The following is a 14,461-nucleotide window of genomic DNA, read 5'->3' as shown; positions in this document are numbered from 1 at the left end:
CTTTTACCGTACGCAGGAATCGCCACGCATGCGTAGAGGGCCCCCTTCTCAACGGAGAGGGCCCTCTGTGCTACTCGCCCTTCCAGTGGGGGGCGCGCTTCTCGGCGAAGGCCGCGGCGCCCTCCATCGCGTCCTTCGAGCCGAACACCGGCCCGACGATCGCGCCCTGCCTGGTGAACATCTCCTCCAGCGACCAGTCCTGCGACTCGATGATCACCTTCTTGGTGGCCGCCAGCGCCAGCGGGGCGTTCGCGGCGATCTTCCCGGCCAGCTCCAGCGCCGTGTCAAGGGCGCCGCCCGCCGGGGTGATCCGGTTGACCAGGCCCAGCTCGTACAGGCGGGCGGCCGGGTAGTGGTCGCCGGTCAGGGCGATCTCCATGGCCACGTGGTAGGGGATGCGGCGGGGCAGCCGCATGACGCCGCCGGCGCCGGCCACCAGGCCGCGCTTGGGCTCGGGCAGCCCGAACTTGGCCTCCTCGGAGGCGACGATCACGTCGCAGGACAGCGCAAGCTCGAACCCGCCGGCCAGCGCGTACCCCTCGACGGCGGCGACCAGCGGCTTCTTCGGCGGCGCCTCGGCCAGACCGCCGAAGCCGCGGCCCTCGACCACCGGGAAGTCGCCGGACAGGAAGCCCTTGAGGTCCATTCCCGCGCAGAAGGTGCCGCCCGCCCCGGTCAGGACGTAGGCCGAGATGTCGGCGCGGGCGTCGAGCTCGTCCAGCGCCGCGGCGATGCCGCGGGCCACCGCGCCGTTGACGGCGTTGCGGGCCCGCGGCCGGTTGATCGTGATGACGGCGACGTTGCCGGATTCCTCGACGAGAACCTCAGAGTCAGACACGCGACCTCACTTGGGCTGGAAGCGGATGCCGCCGTCGAAGCGGACGACTTCGGCGTTCATGTAGTCGTTCTCGATCAGCGAGCGGACCAGGTGGGCGAACTCGTCGGGACGGCCCATGCGCTTCGGGAAGACCACCGGAGCCACCAGCTTGGCCTTGAACTCCTCCGAGTTCGGCGAGAAGCCGTAGATCGGGGTGTCGATGATGCCGGGGCAGACCGTGTTCACGCGTACGCCGATCGCCGCCAGGTCGCGCGCGGCCGGGACCGTCATGCCCACGATGCCGCCCTTGGAGGCGGAGTAGGCGAGCTGACCCGTCTGGCCCTCCAGCGCCGCCACGGAGGCGGTGTTGATGACGACACCGCGGTGACCGTCCTCGGAGGCGGGCTCGGTCTTGGCGATGGCGGCCGCGCCGATGCGCATGAGGTTGAACGTGCCGATCAGGTTCACCTCGATGACCTTGCGGTAGCTGCCGAGGCTGTGCGGCGCGCCGTCGCGGTTGACGGTCCGCTCGGCCCAGCCGATGCCGGCGCTGTTCACGATCACACGGACCGGCTTGCCGGTCGCCACGGCGGCGTCCACCGCCGCCTGCACCTGCTCCTCGTCCGACACGTCGGTCTTGACGAAGACTCCGCCGAGCTCGTCGGCGATGGCCTTGCCGCGCTCCTCGTTGAGGTCGGCGATGACCACGGTCGCGCCGTGGGCGGCCAGCTCGCGGGCGGTGGCCTCACCGAGGCCGCTGGCACCGCCGGAGATGATTGCTGCAGATCCGTTGACGTCCATATCCCGGACCCTAACCCGACAACCGAATGAAGTTCTACTCGGGGTGGGTTAATTCGCGGTCACATGCCGCCGACGGCGCTGTCGACGTCGGTGTAGACCTTGATCCGCCGGTCAAGGCCGGTGGTACGCAGGATGCGGGCCACGGGCGCCTGCGGGGCGGCCAGGGACACGCCGCCGCCCTCGCCGGTCGCCAGCCGCCACGCCTCGATCAGCACCGACAGCCCGCTGGAGTCCATGAACGACAACTGTTGCAGGTCGAGCACCAGCCGCGCACTGTCCTGCTTGATGGCATCGCGCACCTCGTCGCGCAGGAAGGGCGCGGTGAACAGATCGAGTTCACCCTCGACGGCCACCACCACGGCATCGCCCATCGAGTGTCGCGCAAGCCGCAGCTTCATGTTCGGCCCCTCCTCGATGAGCCACTGTACTTGGACATCCCCGATAAGCGGGCATGCACAAACTACGATCAGCCCCTATGCGGGAGGATGAGGCGGAGCCGGGCGTTCAGCTGCCCTCCGCGCCGATGAGCCCTCTGCGCGCGGTCCTGCGGCGCATGGCGATGGCCCTGGGCGTGCTCGCCGCCATGTTCCTGCTGGTGGCGGTCGATCTGGACGGCTACCACGACAACGCCGACGGCGCCGTCTCGCTGCTCGATGCCCTCTACTACGTGACCGTCTCGCTCTCCACCACCGGATACGGCGACATCACCCCGGTCACCGACACCGCCCGGATCGTCAACATCGTGGCGGTGACCCCGCTGCGCGTGGCCTTCCTGATCATCCTGGTCGGCACCACGCTTGAGGTGCTCACCAAACGCACCCGCGACGTTTTCCGGATCAGACGCTGGAGGTCCAGGTTGCACGATCACACGCTGATCATCGGCTACGGCACCAAGGGCCGCTCGGCGATCCGCACGCTGCTGGAGAACGAGCGCACGAAGGAGTCGATCGTGGTGATCGACCCGGTCCGCGCGCTGGTCGAGGAGGCGACCGCGGACGGGTTCGTGGGAGTGCAGGGCGACGCCACCCGCAGCGAGGTGCTCAACCGCGCCGGCATCAGGACGGCCGCCCAGGTCATCATCGCCGTCCAGCGCGACGACACCGCGGCCCTGGTCACGCTCACGGCGCGCAGCCTCAACCCGTCGGCGACCATCGTCGCGGCGGTACGGGAGGCCGAGAACGACCCGCTGGTCAGGCAGAGCGGCGCCGACGTGGTCATCACCTCCTCCGAGGCCGCCGGCCGGATGCTGGGCGTGGCGACGCAGAGCCCGGCGATCAGCGCGCTCATCGAGGACTTCCTGGTCTTCGGCAAGGGCCTGGACCTGTACGAACGCGCCGTCACCGCCGACGAGGTGGGCAAGGAGCCGGCCGAGTGCGACGGCATGGTCGTCGCCGTGGCCCGTGGCGGCGACCTGCTGACCTACGCCGACCCTCAGGCCCAGACCCTGCAGGCCGGCGACCGGCTGATCATCATCCACGTTCCGCGGGTATAGCGAAGCCGTACGGCAGCTCAAGGCGGTGCGCGGCGAGCAGGTCGGGGTCGGCGAGCAGCGCGCGCGTGGGCCCGTCGGCGGCGATCACGCCGCCCGACAGGATGAGCGAGCGCTCGCACAGCTCCAGCGCGTACGGCAGGTCGTGCGTCACCATGAGCACGGTCACCTCCAGCGAGCGCAGGATCTCGGCCAGTTCCCTGCGCGCGGCCGGGTCCAGGTTGGACGACGGCTCGTCCAGCACGAGGATCTCCGGCTCCATGACCAGCACGGTCGCGACCGCCACCCGCCGCCGCTGGCCGAAGGACAGGTGGTGCGGCGGCCGGTCGGCGAACTCCAGCATGCCGACCCGGTCGAGCGCGTCCTTGACCCGGCGTTCGAGCTCCTCGCCGCGCAGGCCCGCGTTGGCGGGGCCGAAGGCGACGTCGTCGCGGACCGTCGGCATGAACAACTGGTCGTCGGGGTCCTGGAACACCAGGCCGACGCGCTGGCGGATCTCCTTGACCGTGTCCTTGCGCACCGGGGTGCCCGCGACGGTGACAGTACCGTGCCCCGCGGTGAGGATGCCGTTGAGATGCATGACGAGCGTCGTCTTGCCGGCGCCGTTGGGCCCCAGCAGCGCGACCCGCTCGCCGCGCCCGACGGCCAGGTCCACCCCGAACAACGCCTGCGTCCCGTCGGGGTAGGCGTAGGCGAGGTCCTTGACCTCCAGCGAGTAGTTCACAACGCCATCATCCCCAGTACGGCCAGCGCCCCGCCGGGCAGCGCCAGCGCGATCGCCCATTGCCGCACACCGGCCGAGATCTCCTGCACGACCGGCATCCGGCCGTCGTACCCCCGGCTCAGCATCGCCAGGTGCACTCTCTCACCCCGCTCGTAGGAGCGGATGAACAGGGCCCCGACCGAGCGCGCGATGACCGGGATGTGCCGCATGTTGCGCGCCTCGAACCCGCGCGACTCCCTGGCGACCTTCATCCTGCGCATCTCGTCCACGATCACGTCCATGTAGCGCAGCATGAACATGGCGATCTGCACGAGCAGCGACGGCACTCGCAGCCGCTGCGCGCCCATGAGGACCGCCCGCGGCTCGGTCGTGGCGGCCAGCAGGATCGAGGCGACCACCCCGAGGGAGGCCTTGGCCAGGATGTTCCAGGCCGCCCAGAGGCCGGGCACGCTCAGCGAGAGCCCGAGCACGGTGGTCCGCTCCCCCATCCCGATGACCGGGATGAGGAAGGCGAACAGGACGAACGGCAGCTCGATCACCATGCGCCGCGCGACGAACGTCAGCGGCACCCTCGCCACGGCCGCCACCGCCACGAGCAGCACCGCGTAGCACCCGAACGCCCAGAACGCCTCGCGGGGCGTGGCCACCACCACGATGGCGAAGGCCAGGACCGCGAGCAGCTTGCACTGCGGCGGCAGCCGGTGCACGAGCGAGCCGCCCGGCCGGTAGAGCTGGTGGTGGTGGCCCGCGCCCATGGCTTACGCCCCGGCCTTGACCTTACGGCTGCGCACCGCGTACGCGATGCCGGCCGCCACCAGCAGCGTCAGGCCGACGCCGATGATGCCGGCGACGCCCACCGGGATGCCGCCGACGTCGCCGTAGTCGGCCAGCGCCCACGTGCCGAACAGATGGTCGGTGGTCTGGTCGATGAACCCCTTGTCCTCGGCCACCCGCTCCAGGCCGTCGGGTGAGGAGGAGGCGAAGAAGGAGACCACGCCCGCCAGGATCAGCGTCACGCCGAGCCCGCCCAGCACGAACGGCCGCACCCCGGCCTTCTGGATGGTCTCCGGCTCTCCGGGAGCCTCGGTGACGGAACCGTCGGCGCCACGGAGCACGAGCGGCTTGGCCAGGCCGGCCGCGCCGTACACGAGATCAGGGCGGACCGCCAGGACGGCGCCGACGGTCACCGCGGTGATCAGCCCCTCACCGATGCCGATCAGAACGTGCACGCCGCCCATCGCGGCGGCCACCGCGCCGACCTCGATCGGCGCGGTGCCGCCGATCGCGAACAGGGCCGTGAACGCCAGTGCCGAGGCGGGCACGGAGACGAGCGCGGCCAGGAACGCGGCGACCGTGATCGCGCCCTTGCCCGCGGCGAAACGGGTGATCAGCCGGAACACGCCCCAGCCGACCAGGACGGTCACGATGCCCATGATGGTGATGTTGACGCCCAGCGCGGTCAGCCCGCCGTCGGCGAAGAACAAGCCCTGGACCAGCAGCACCACGGCCACGCACAGGACACCTGTGTACGGCCCGACGAGTATCGCGGCCAGCGCGCCGCCGAGCAGGTGGCCGCTGGTGCCGGCGGCCACCGGGAAGTTGAGCATCTGGACGGCGAAGATGAACGCCGCCACGAGGCCCGCCATGGGCGCCGTCCGGTCGTCGAGCTCGCGCCGGGCGCCGCGCAGGCAGACCGCGACCCCCGCTGCCGCGACGACCCCGGCGGAGATGGACACCGCCGCGTTGAAGAAGCCATCGGGAACGTGCACGACTCCTGCCTCTCAGTAAGGGGGGATTTTTGGGGGGATAACGTCCTTACGATAAGGCATCGCCTTGCACCTGCACATAGATGGCATTTAGCGAAGAATTCTCCGGATAATCGCCCTCGGCGTCAGCTTCCGCACGACCGTGCTCAGCCGTCCACGCCCCGAGGTCGCGTACGGCCGCACGCTCCGCAGCACCGCGCCCCGCCACCAGCGCCGCGCCGCGGGCACCCCCACCGCGCCGGTCTCGATGCGGAAGCGGGCGGGCGGCCCGCCGAGCTCCAGTTCCAGGTAGGCGTCCCAGGTGCCGGGCGCGAATCGGCCCACCGCGGGCCGCGCCGCGAAGGCCCCGCCGGGCAGCGCGGTCACGCGCTCGGTCCGCTCGCTGCCCGTGCGCCGCTCCTTCCACACCAGCCCGCGTACGGCTCCCGCCTCCACCGCCGACCCGCCGACCGTGATCTCGCCGTCGAGCAGCAGCCGGTGCCCCAGCCCCCAGCGCGTCCTGGTGATGCGGACGCTGCCCGGCACCGCCAGCACGTGCCCGCCGACGTCGAGGCTGAGGTTCCCGTTGTCCCTCGTGAAGTACGGCAGCGCCACCACGTTGCCGATCAGCCGGGGCGACGGCCTGCCCATACCGCCCTCCCGGTTGGCGCCCAGCCTGCCCAGCCGGGTCACGCCCTCCAGTTCGACCGCGACGTAGGCGTCCCACACGCCCGAGGCGAGCTGGGCCGGGTCGATGCGCACGGTGAACTCGCCGCCCTCGCACTCGGCCGGCACCACCTGCTCGCCGGCCGGGTCGTGCCTGGCACGCAGGACGACCGAGACGCCGTCGTTGTCGCGCATGCCTTCGAGCCGGGCCGTACCGGTGACCAGCAGCCGCTCGGCCTCCCACCGCAGCCCGGTCAGCCGCCGCAGCACGGTCGCGCTCTCGATGTCGGCCAGGCGCAGCAGGCGCTCGATGTCGCCGAGGGCGGCCAGGCGCTGGCGGTCGGTGCTGTTGAGCCGCTCGGCCACGCCCGGGGTCAGGTACTCGTCGCAGAGCGCGGCCACCTCGGCCGCGATGTCCTTGCGCCGGACGTCGTCGGCCTCCAGGAACGGCGCGCCGAGCTGGGCGAAGGCGTCGAGCCTGAAGTGCCGCCTGAGCAGGTGGTCGCGCAGCGGGCCCGGCTCGATGTGCCGGGTCATGAGCTCGATCGGAGCCCGGATCATCGTGAGCCAGGAAATCGGGTCGCGGCTGCCCGGCTGCTGCATGATGCTGCTGCCGTCGGGGCGGGCGGTGAGGTGGTAGCAGTCGTAGTCGGCGACCACGGAGATCGTCTCGGCGTGGCAGTAGGCGTGCACGGAGAACTGGATGTCCTCGCCGATGAGCTGATCCTCGGCGAAGCGGATCGTGTGGCGCTCCAGCATCTCCCTGCGGAACAGCTTGAAGCAGCTCAGGCTGTTGTAGACAGCGCTCTCGCCGAGCTCCACCCGGTCGGCGCTGCGCTGGAACATCGACACCGGCGCCCGCCTGCCATGGCCGACGATGCGGCCCAGGACGATGTCGGAGCCGTTGCGGTCGGCCATCGCGACCATGCGCTCCAGCGCCTCGGCGCCGAGGTAGTCGTCGGCGTCGCAGAAGAAGACGTAGCGGCCGGTGGCGTGTTCCAGGCCGACGTTGCGCGGCTTGCCGGCGCCGCCCGAGCAGGGCTGGTGGACCACCTTCACGATGCTGCGGTGGTAGGTCGCGTAGAGGTCGAGAAGCTCGGCGCTGCCGTCGTCGGAGCCGTCGTCGATGACGACGATCTCCTTCTTCACACGCTGGATGAGCGCGGAGGTCAGACATCGGTCCAGGTAGGTCCGGCAGTTGTGGGCCGGGATGATGACGCTGACGTCCGCCGCATCCTCGTCGCACCCCGTCGTCGTATCAGCCACAGCCGCGCCCCTCAGCCGTCACAATCTGCTTGCACTTCGTTTCAGTATGTGACGAGGAACGGCTCTCGCGTGGGCGATCGGGCCTCTTGGTGCGCCGTTTTCCTCCGCCGCACCTGGCGAAATTTCAGGCTAAAGCACCTAATGAGCGGCTATGCGGAGCATCGAATTCCGTTCAGGAACGCTCTTCTTCCACCCGGGGGATAAGAACAACCCCGAAGGGAACAGTGCCCTACCCCCTGGCCGCGGCCGTGATCCGCGCTCAAGGTTCGCGCGTCTACACTCAGGCAACCTTGACCGGGAGGTGGCAGGTTATGGGAACCAGTCTCTACAAGCAGCTCGTGGCCCAGGCCAAGGTGCTTTACGCGGCCGAGGACATCCTCACTTCAGCGCGGCTGAAGGAGCTTTACGAGTGTTCGGAACTGCTCCGCCGTACCAGGACCAGGGCTGAGGACATCGTGCTGGAGGCGCGCATGATGCTCGCGGACGCCGAGCGCCAGGGCGACCCCGAGCGGATCGTCGCGCTCAGCGCCCAGGTCGACCAGGCGCGCGCCGCCTACGACAAGGTGCTCGACGCCTACGTCACCCTGTGCTGCCGCATCCACGAGGAGCGGAAAACCCTCCTCGACGATGGCTTGTCAGGAGTAGCCTGACGGGTTAGCGTCAGGCCATGCCTGACTGGAAAGACAAGCTGCACTGCTCCTTCTGCCACAAGAAGAGCACCGAGGTGGCCAAGCTCATCGCCGGCCCCGGGGTCCACATCTGCGACTCGTGCGTGGCCCTGTGCGACCAGATCCTCGAAGAGGAGAAGCTGGCCGACAGCACCGAGCCGCGGCTGCCGATGTGGGAGACGATGAGCGACGACCAGATCCTCGACCACCTGCCGAAGATCGCAGCCGTCCAGGCCCAGATCAACGACAACATGCGTGACTGGGTCGCGCACCTGCGCGGCCGTAACGTCAGTTGGGAACGTATCGGCGCCTCCCTCAGCATGACCAAGCAGTCCGCCTGGGAAAGATTCAAAGAGCCTTCCGCGTAAACCTCTGTGACTGCTGAGGCGTCTCCCAGCAAAGGGAGGCCCGCATGCGCGTGCTTGACGGCCTCGCGGCACCGGAGCTCAGCGACCTGCACCTGGAGTTGACGCTGATCGTGGTGCTGCACGAAGAGGCAGAACGACTCGCCGCCGAGTGAACGGGCTCCAGCTCCCCGGCCGCCCCGGGGAGCTGGAGCAGGGGGATCAGCGGAGCTGGCCGCGTACCGCGCCCATCGGGAACCTCTTGTTGTGGACGTTGACGTAGTAGTTGTGCGGCCACCTCTTGATGGCGCGCAGTTCCCTCCAGGTGAGCGTGGTGGCGGCGTTGGCGGCGTTCTGCCGCTTGACCGCCCTGACGCAGCCCTTCGAGAACCCGTCGGACGGCGTCCTGAGCGTGACGGTGATGTCACCCGCCACCCCTCTGGCGCCGCGGTGGATGTGGGCGGCGGTGGCCGGGCGGATCTTCCTCACGGACAGGGCGTAGCACAGGTGCCACCCCTTGACCCGCCAGAAGAAGGCGCCGGAGCCGTTCCGGTCACCGGGACCCGGGACTTCCTGCTTGCCACTGAGCCTGACCACACTCGGCCGATGATCAGCCGCCGTTGAGGTGGTGACTGCCGTTGTGGCGGATGCCGTTGAGGTGGCGGCCGTTGAGGTGGTGGCTGCCGTTGAGGTAGTGGCGGCCGCCGGGATGGAGCTGCCCAGAAGGGCGGCAGCCGCCGTGAGGCCGACGACTGCCAGGTGCTTGCGCATGGGAACGTTCCTCCCATCCGACTACGGGACACTCCCGGCACGGATCGTCCGGCCGTCGGGTTCGCCCAGTAAGGGCAAAGCGCCCACCCGGTAAGCCACCTTTCCCCACCGGGCCACACCCCCACCCAGCCACACCCCCACCCAACCGCCCACCTCACCAAACCCCCACAGCACCCAGCCGCCACCTCACCGAACCCCCACAGCACCCGCCTCCCCAAACACCCCACCCAGACCACCTTGCCGGACACCCACCACACCGGACCACGCACACCGACACCCCGCCGCACGCCTCACCGGACCACCCGGCCCGACACCCCACCCGGACCACCTGACCGGACACCCCACCGCTCACCTGACCGGCCCCCCTGCCGGGCACCTCACCGGGCCTACCCCACCGGATCTTGCCGCGGCGAGTCCGTCAGTCGTTGCCCGCGGCCGTGGCGATCACGTCGTTGAGGACCTCGCGGGAGCGGACCAGGTCGGCGATCATCCGGTCGATCCGGTCGCGTTCCAGCGTGAGCTCGTCCACCAGCGCGGGAGTGGCGATGGCGGAGGGACCGCCGTCGGAGTCGCGCATGCAGGGCAGCACCCGCGCGATCTTCCTGCTGTGCAGCCCCGCGGCGAACAGCTCCTGAATCCGGATGACCCGGTCGACCGCGCTCTCGGGGTAGTCGCGGTGCCCGCCGGGCGTACGGCCGGCCACCAGCAGGCCCTGCTGCTCGTAGTAACGCAGCGACCGCTCGCTCACACCGGCCCGTCTGGCCAGCTCGCCGATCTTCATCCCCATCCCCCTCCGACCCCGATGGTAGGCCCTGTACACCGAACCAAGCGCTTGCTACGCTCCGCCCATGGTCTCCACGATGGTCTGGGGTACCGGCAATGTCGGCCGCGCGGCCATCCGCGCCGTCGAGGCCAACCCGGATCTCGAACTCGCCGCAGTGATCGTCCACAATCCCGACAAGGTCGGCCACGACGCCGGAGAACTCGCCGGCCTCGGCCGCGACCTCGGCGTCACCGCGAGCGCCGACGCCGAAGCCGCGTTGTCGGCCCGTCCGGACGCCGTCGTGTACGCCGCCTCCGGCGAAATCCGCCCAGACGAGGCGCTCGCCGACATCGTCAAGGCCATCCGGGCCGGCGCCGTCGTCGTCACCCCCTCTCTCTACGCCCTCTACGACCAGCGCAACGCCCCGCCCGAACTCCGTGAGCCCGTGCTGTCGGCCATCGCCGAGGGCGGCGGCTCGCTGTTCGTCTCCGGCGTCGACCCCGGCTGGGGCAACGACGTGCTGCCGCTGCTGGTCAGCGGCCTCGGCTCCGTCGTGGACGTCATCCGCTGCCAGGAGATCTTCGACTACTCCACCTACGACCAGGAGGACTCCGTCCGCTACCTGGTCGGCATGGGCCAGCCGATGGACTACGAGCCGCCCATGCTCGCGCCCACGATTCCGTCCATGGTCTGGGGCGGGCAGATACGGCTCATGGCCCGCGCCCTCGGCGTAGACCTCGACGAGATCCGCGAGACCGTCGAGCGGCGGGCGCTCGACGCGACGGTGAGCACGGTGACGATGGGCAAGTTCGACGCAGGCACCCAGGGCGCGGTCCGCTTCGAGGTCCAGGGCGTCATCGGCGGCGCGCCCCGCATCGTCATCGAGCACGTCACCCGCATCCACGCCTCCTGCGCGCCCGACTGGCCCACACCGCCGGACGGCGTCGGCGCGCACCGGGTGGTCATCGAGGGCCGCCCGCGGATCGAGGTCACGGTCGAGGCCACCGACGAGGACGGCAACCGCTCCGCGGGCGGCAACGCCACCGCCGTCGGCAGGCTGATCGGCGCCATCGACTGGCTCCTGGCCGCGGAACCCGGCCTCTACGACGCCCTCGACGTACCCCTGAGGCCCGGAAAGCTGACATGACGACCGGCACCGCGTCGCCGCCACGCTCGCGGGCCCGGAGAGGCTGACATGAGGATCGACATTCCCGAAGGCAAGGACGCCATCGAGTACGTCTGGGGCGAGATGGTGCCCGGAATCGGCCCCGCCGCCTCGCACTTCTCGCTGTCGGTGTACGCCCACACCACGCTCGGGCTGCGCGAGTTCGAGGCGGCCCGGCTGCGGATCGCGCAGATCAACGGCTGTGTCTTCTGCCTCGACTGGCGGACCGAGCGCGACGGGCAGAAGGTCGAGGACACCTTCGCCGACGCCGTGACCGACTGGCCCACCACCGACGCCTTCGACGAGCGCACCCGCCTGGCCGCCGAGTACGCCGAGCGCTACGCCCTCGACCACCACGCCCTCGACGACGAGTTCTGGGACCGGATGACGGCCCACTACACCCAGCTCGAAATCGTCGAACTGAGCATGAGCATCGGCTCCTGGCTGGCGTTCGGCCGCCTCAACCGGGTGCTCGGCCTCGACACCGTGTGCAAGCTGCCCAGCGGAGCCTCGCCCGCCAGGAAATGAGCGCCGAAGCCGCGACCTCACCCGGCCCGACGCCCACCACGCAGCCGAAGACACACAAACCGCCCAAGCACGAACCCGAGCCCACCACCCAATGAATCCCGTGCGAGCCCTCGCCCACCGCGACAGAGCCGGCCCATGGCGAACCCGCCCGCACCAAGTGATGTCAAGGCGCGAATCCGTCGAGAGTGAGGAGTGGTACATGTCGGGTGTCTCCCGTCGTGGCTTCATCGCTGGAACCGGTTCTCTCCTGGGCGCCGCGGTCCTGGCCGGTCGCGCCCCCGCGGCCCGCGCCGCCGTCATCACCTCGGGCGAGCGCGTGCCCGCCCTGGTGATCGGCACCGGGTACGGCGGAGCCGTCGCCGCCCTTCGCCTGGCAGAGGCGGGCGTGGCCGTACACATGGTGGAAATGGGGATGGCGTGGGACACGCCAGGCCCCGATGGCAAGATCTTCTGCAACACGCTCTCCCCCGACCAGCGCTCCTACTGGCTGCGCACACGTACCAAGGCCCCCCTCAACTACTTCCTCGGCTTCCCCATCGACCGCGACATCCCTCGCTACACGGGCATCCTCGACGCGGAGGAGTTCAGCGGCATCACCGTCTACCAGGGCCGCGGCGTCGGCGGCGGCTCCCTGGTGAACGGCGGCATGGCAGTGACGCCCAAGCGCGAGAACTTCGCCACGGTGCTTCCCTCGGTGAACGCCGACGAGATGTACGCCACCTATTACCCCCGTGCCAACGCCGGTCTGGGCGTCGGCCTCATCGACCCCGCATGGTTCGACAGCACCGCCTGCTACCAGTACTCGCGCGTCGGCCGTAAGCACGCGCAGCGCTCAGGATTCCCGTTCGTCTTCGTTCCCGACGTCTACGACTGGGACTACATGAAGCGGGAGGCCGCCGGAACTGCCACCAAGTCAGCCCTGGCCGGAGAGATCCTTTACGGCAACAACCACGGCAAGAAATCCCTGCAACAGACCTACCTGGCCCGCGCCAAGGCGACCGGCAGGGTCACCATCTCCGCTCTCCACAAGGTCACCTCTGTCACCCCCGCGTCCGGCGGCGGCTACACCGTCGTCATCGACCAGCTCAACACCAGCGGCGCCACCACCGCCACCAAGACCGTCACCGCCGACCGCGTCTTCTTCGCGGCGGGCAGCGTCGGGACCAGCAAGCTCCTGGTGAAGCTGAAGGCAACCGGCGCGTTACCCCATCTGAACAACGAGATCGGCAAGGGCTGGGGCGACAACGGCAATGTCATGTGCGGCCGCGCCAACCACCTCTGGGACCCGACCGGCAAACTCCAGTCGACGATCCCCTGTTCCGGCATAGACAACTGGTCGGCCGGTGGCGCCTTCGCCGAGGTCGCCCCGCTGCCGACGGGAATCGAAACGTTCGCCTCGTTCTATCTCTCGATCACCAAGAATCCGAACAGGGCCACCTTCACCTGGAATTCCGCGACGAGCTCGGTGGACTTGAACTGGCAGACATCCTGGAAACAGCCGTCCATCGACATGGCCAAAACGATCTTCGACAAGATCAACGCGAAAGAGGGCACGATCTACCGGACCGACCTGTTCGGCGTCTACAAGATCTGGGGCGATCATCTCACGTACCACCCGCTCGGCGGCGCCGTACTCAACAAAGCCACCGACAACTACGGCCGCCTGACCGCCTACCCCGGCCTCTACGTCATCGACGGCGCGCTGATCCCAGGCAACACCAGCGTGAACCCGTTCGTCACCATCACCGCACTGGCCGAACGCAACATCGACACCATCATCGCCACTGACCTCTGATCACCGCCACCCCCGGCCCAGGGTATGAATCTGCAAGATCTCCTGAGCCGGGGGTGTCCGCTTCGCCCTTGACCGGGTCAGCGGATGCCATCATCTTTCCCACCCGCCTCACGAGTCCGCAGGTGAATGGCAAGATGCGCCACATGTGCCATCTGCCCAGAAAGACGCGGCGCGGCCACTTTTCGGCTAGTGCGCGGTGCGCACGACCTTCGTCGTGAGTTCGAAGATGCGAACGATGTTGCCATCGGTCCCGTCTCGGGTCTGCCCGGTATCCCGAAAGATGATCCAATAGCGGCCCGCGAGGTACTCCCGATGCTCCAGTGCCCCCGGCTGGGTCCTGACGAAAAGGTCGTCGTACGCGTCACGCAGTGAATCGTTTGGGTCTACCCGAAGATAGATTTCTTCCCTATCCCCCATTTGACCATTTTCGCACGTCAGAGCCGGTGCAAGGTCTGCCCGCCGTACATCTTCCTTGGCATTTCCCCTGCGCACCATCCGCAACGCCGACCACAGCCGGGCTCACCCGCCCAATCACCGAAGCGCGGGTGGGCCCTTCCACGCCCGCGGGCCGAAGCCACCGGGGTCCCCATCACCACGAGAAGCCCAAACCGCCGACAGCGGACCAAAAGGACTCCCCAGGCGTGCCGCCACCGTACGCGCACACCCCACCCCCAACCAGACCCAACCCAAAGCACACCCTCGTCCCCACTCAGCCGTACGGCCGGCGACGACGACCGATTCCACGTCACGTACCCCACCCAAATCGGTTCCTGGAGCGAAGCCGACCCCCTACGTCACCCCCGGGCAGCGGTCGGAATGCACGCCGTTCCACACTTCACCCGAGGCCCCCTCCGGAACAGGTCCCGCGGTACAGCGGCACGGGCGCGCAGAGCGGATAGCAATGCAGATCTTCGGCCGC

Annotated in this window: 15 protein-coding genes; 6 read left to right on the top strand and 9 right to left on the bottom strand. The window is 69.2% G+C overall.

From position 1 onward, the window contains the following. Positions 1 to 70: 70 nt before the first annotated feature. From ACFWY5_RS03910 to ACFWY5_RS03900, 3 genes are read right to left on the bottom strand one after another with little or no spacing between them, the layout of a single operon-like run. Positions 71 to 838 carry a crotonase/enoyl-CoA hydratase family protein gene (locus ACFWY5_RS03910; protein ID WP_379614669.1) on the bottom strand — a complete coding sequence of 256 codons (768 nt, stop codon included), beginning with the start codon at positions 836 to 838 and terminating at the stop codon, positions 71 to 73. Positions 839 to 844: 6 nt separating this feature from the next. Next, on the bottom strand, positions 845 to 1,618 hold the full coding sequence (locus ACFWY5_RS03905; protein ID WP_379614671.1) for an SDR family NAD(P)-dependent oxidoreductase: 774 nt from the start codon (positions 1,616 to 1,618) through the stop codon (positions 845 to 847). A gap of 59 nt (positions 1,619 to 1,677) precedes the next feature. Next, positions 1,678 to 2,016 carry an STAS domain-containing protein gene (locus ACFWY5_RS03900; protein WP_379614673.1) on the bottom strand — a complete coding sequence of 113 codons (339 nt, stop codon included), beginning with the start codon at positions 2,014 to 2,016 and terminating at the stop codon, positions 1,678 to 1,680. Positions 2,017 to 2,093: 77 nt separating this feature from the next. On the opposite strand from ACFWY5_RS03900, the gene ACFWY5_RS03895 reads away from it, so the two are divergent. Continuing rightward, on the top strand, positions 2,094 to 3,110 hold the full coding sequence (locus ACFWY5_RS03895) for a potassium channel family protein (protein WP_379614675.1): 1,017 nt from the start codon (positions 2,094 to 2,096) through the stop codon (positions 3,108 to 3,110). Here the strand turns inward: ACFWY5_RS03895 and ACFWY5_RS03890 are convergent. The 4 genes from ACFWY5_RS03890 to ACFWY5_RS03875 form a co-directional block, all read right to left on the bottom strand. Continuing rightward, positions 3,088 to 3,831 carry an energy-coupling factor ABC transporter ATP-binding protein gene (locus tag ACFWY5_RS03890; protein WP_379614677.1) on the bottom strand — a complete coding sequence of 248 codons (744 nt, stop codon included), beginning with the start codon at positions 3,829 to 3,831 and terminating at the stop codon, positions 3,088 to 3,090. The genes ACFWY5_RS03895 and ACFWY5_RS03890 overlap by 23 nt on opposite strands. Next, entirely contained in the window at positions 3,828 to 4,586 is a 759-nt protein-coding gene (gene cbiQ / locus ACFWY5_RS03885; RefSeq protein ID WP_379630488.1) for a cobalt ECF transporter T component CbiQ, read from the bottom strand. The genes ACFWY5_RS03890 and cbiQ overlap by 4 nt, the downstream gene beginning before the upstream one ends. A 3-nt stretch (positions 4,587 to 4,589) precedes the next feature. Continuing rightward, positions 4,590 to 5,600 carry an energy-coupling factor ABC transporter permease gene (locus ACFWY5_RS03880; RefSeq protein WP_379630487.1) on the bottom strand — a complete coding sequence of 337 codons (1,011 nt, stop codon included), beginning with the start codon at positions 5,598 to 5,600 and terminating at the stop codon, positions 4,590 to 4,592. 87 nt (positions 5,601 to 5,687) lie between these two features. After that, positions 5,688 to 7,508 (bottom strand): glycosyltransferase family 2 protein, encoded by a 1,821-nt coding sequence (locus ACFWY5_RS03875; protein WP_379630486.1) that lies wholly within the window; start codon positions 7,506 to 7,508, stop codon positions 5,688 to 5,690. Between the two features lie 311 nt (positions 7,509 to 7,819). Here ACFWY5_RS03875 and ACFWY5_RS03870 point away from each other — a divergent pair, with 311 nt between their 5' ends. Then, positions 7,820 to 8,158, top strand: coding sequence for a hypothetical protein (locus tag ACFWY5_RS03870; RefSeq protein WP_379614685.1), 339 nt, complete (start codon positions 7,820 to 7,822; stop codon positions 8,156 to 8,158). Positions 8,159 to 8,175: 17 nt separating this feature from the next. After that, positions 8,176 to 8,544: a ClpX C4-type zinc finger protein gene (locus ACFWY5_RS03865; RefSeq protein WP_379630485.1), complete on the top strand. Its 369-nt coding sequence runs from the start codon at positions 8,176 to 8,178 to the stop codon at positions 8,542 to 8,544. A 198-nt stretch (positions 8,545 to 8,742) separates the two neighbouring features. On the opposite strand, the gene ACFWY5_RS03860 is transcribed toward ACFWY5_RS03865, so the two are convergent. After that, on the bottom strand, positions 8,743 to 9,117 hold the full coding sequence (locus ACFWY5_RS03860; RefSeq protein WP_379630484.1) for a CHRD domain-containing protein: 375 nt from the start codon (positions 9,115 to 9,117) through the stop codon (positions 8,743 to 8,745). 592 nt (positions 9,118 to 9,709) lie between these two features. Beyond that, complete coding sequence (locus tag ACFWY5_RS03855; RefSeq protein WP_379630483.1) at positions 9,710 to 10,072, bottom strand: MerR family transcriptional regulator; 363 nt, start codon at positions 10,070 to 10,072, stop codon at positions 9,710 to 9,712. A gap of 67 nt (positions 10,073 to 10,139) precedes the next feature. On the opposite strand from ACFWY5_RS03855, the gene ACFWY5_RS03850 reads away from it, so the two are divergent. The 3 genes from ACFWY5_RS03850 (at position 10,140) to ACFWY5_RS03840 (ending at position 13,542) form a co-directional block, all read left to right on the top strand. Continuing rightward, positions 10,140 to 11,201, top strand: coding sequence for a dihydrodipicolinate reductase (locus ACFWY5_RS03850; RefSeq protein ID WP_379630482.1), 1,062 nt, complete (start codon positions 10,140 to 10,142; stop codon positions 11,199 to 11,201). A gap of 48 nt (positions 11,202 to 11,249) precedes the next feature. Next, positions 11,250 to 11,747: a carboxymuconolactone decarboxylase family protein gene (locus ACFWY5_RS03845; protein WP_379630481.1), complete on the top strand. Its 498-nt coding sequence runs from the start codon at positions 11,250 to 11,252 to the stop codon at positions 11,745 to 11,747. A 199-nt stretch (positions 11,748 to 11,946) separates the two neighbouring features. Next, positions 11,947 to 13,542: a GMC oxidoreductase gene (locus tag ACFWY5_RS03840; RefSeq protein WP_379630480.1), complete on the top strand. Its 1,596-nt coding sequence runs from the start codon at positions 11,947 to 11,949 to the stop codon at positions 13,540 to 13,542. The last annotated feature ends 919 nt before the right edge of the window (positions 13,543 to 14,461 follow it).

Origin of the sequence: Nonomuraea sp. NPDC059007 (assembly GCF_042740555.1) — a bacterium.
GTDB lineage: Bacteria > Actinomycetota > Actinomycetes > Streptosporangiales > Streptosporangiaceae > Nonomuraea.
This window is presented reverse-complemented; position numbering and strand designations above follow the sequence as displayed.

Coding starts and splice junctions, on each gene's coding strand:
- ACFWY5_RS03905 (WP_379614671.1), bottom strand. CDS start 1,618: ATGGACGTCAACGGATCTGCAGCAATCATCTCCGGCGGTGCCAGCGGC.
- ACFWY5_RS03900 (WP_379614673.1), bottom strand. CDS start 2,016: ATGAAGCTGCGGCTTGCGCGACACTCGATGGGCGATGCCGTGGTGGTG.
- ACFWY5_RS03895 (WP_379614675.1), top strand. CDS start 2,094: ATGCGGGAGGATGAGGCGGAGCCGGGCGTTCAGCTGCCCTCCGCGCCG.
- cbiQ (WP_379630488.1), bottom strand. CDS start 4,586: ATGGGCGCGGGCCACCACCACCAGCTCTACCGGCCGGGCGGCTCGCTC.
- ACFWY5_RS03870 (WP_379614685.1), top strand. CDS start 7,820: ATGGGAACCAGTCTCTACAAGCAGCTCGTGGCCCAGGCCAAGGTGCTT.
- ACFWY5_RS03865 (WP_379630485.1), top strand. CDS start 8,176: ATGCCTGACTGGAAAGACAAGCTGCACTGCTCCTTCTGCCACAAGAAG.
- ACFWY5_RS03855 (WP_379630483.1), bottom strand. CDS start 10,072: ATGAAGATCGGCGAGCTGGCCAGACGGGCCGGTGTGAGCGAGCGGTCG.
- ACFWY5_RS03850 (WP_379630482.1), top strand. CDS start 10,140: ATGGTCTCCACGATGGTCTGGGGTACCGGCAATGTCGGCCGCGCGGCC.
- ACFWY5_RS03845 (WP_379630481.1), top strand. CDS start 11,250: ATGAGGATCGACATTCCCGAAGGCAAGGACGCCATCGAGTACGTCTGG.
- ACFWY5_RS03840 (WP_379630480.1), top strand. CDS start 11,947: ATGTCGGGTGTCTCCCGTCGTGGCTTCATCGCTGGAACCGGTTCTCTC.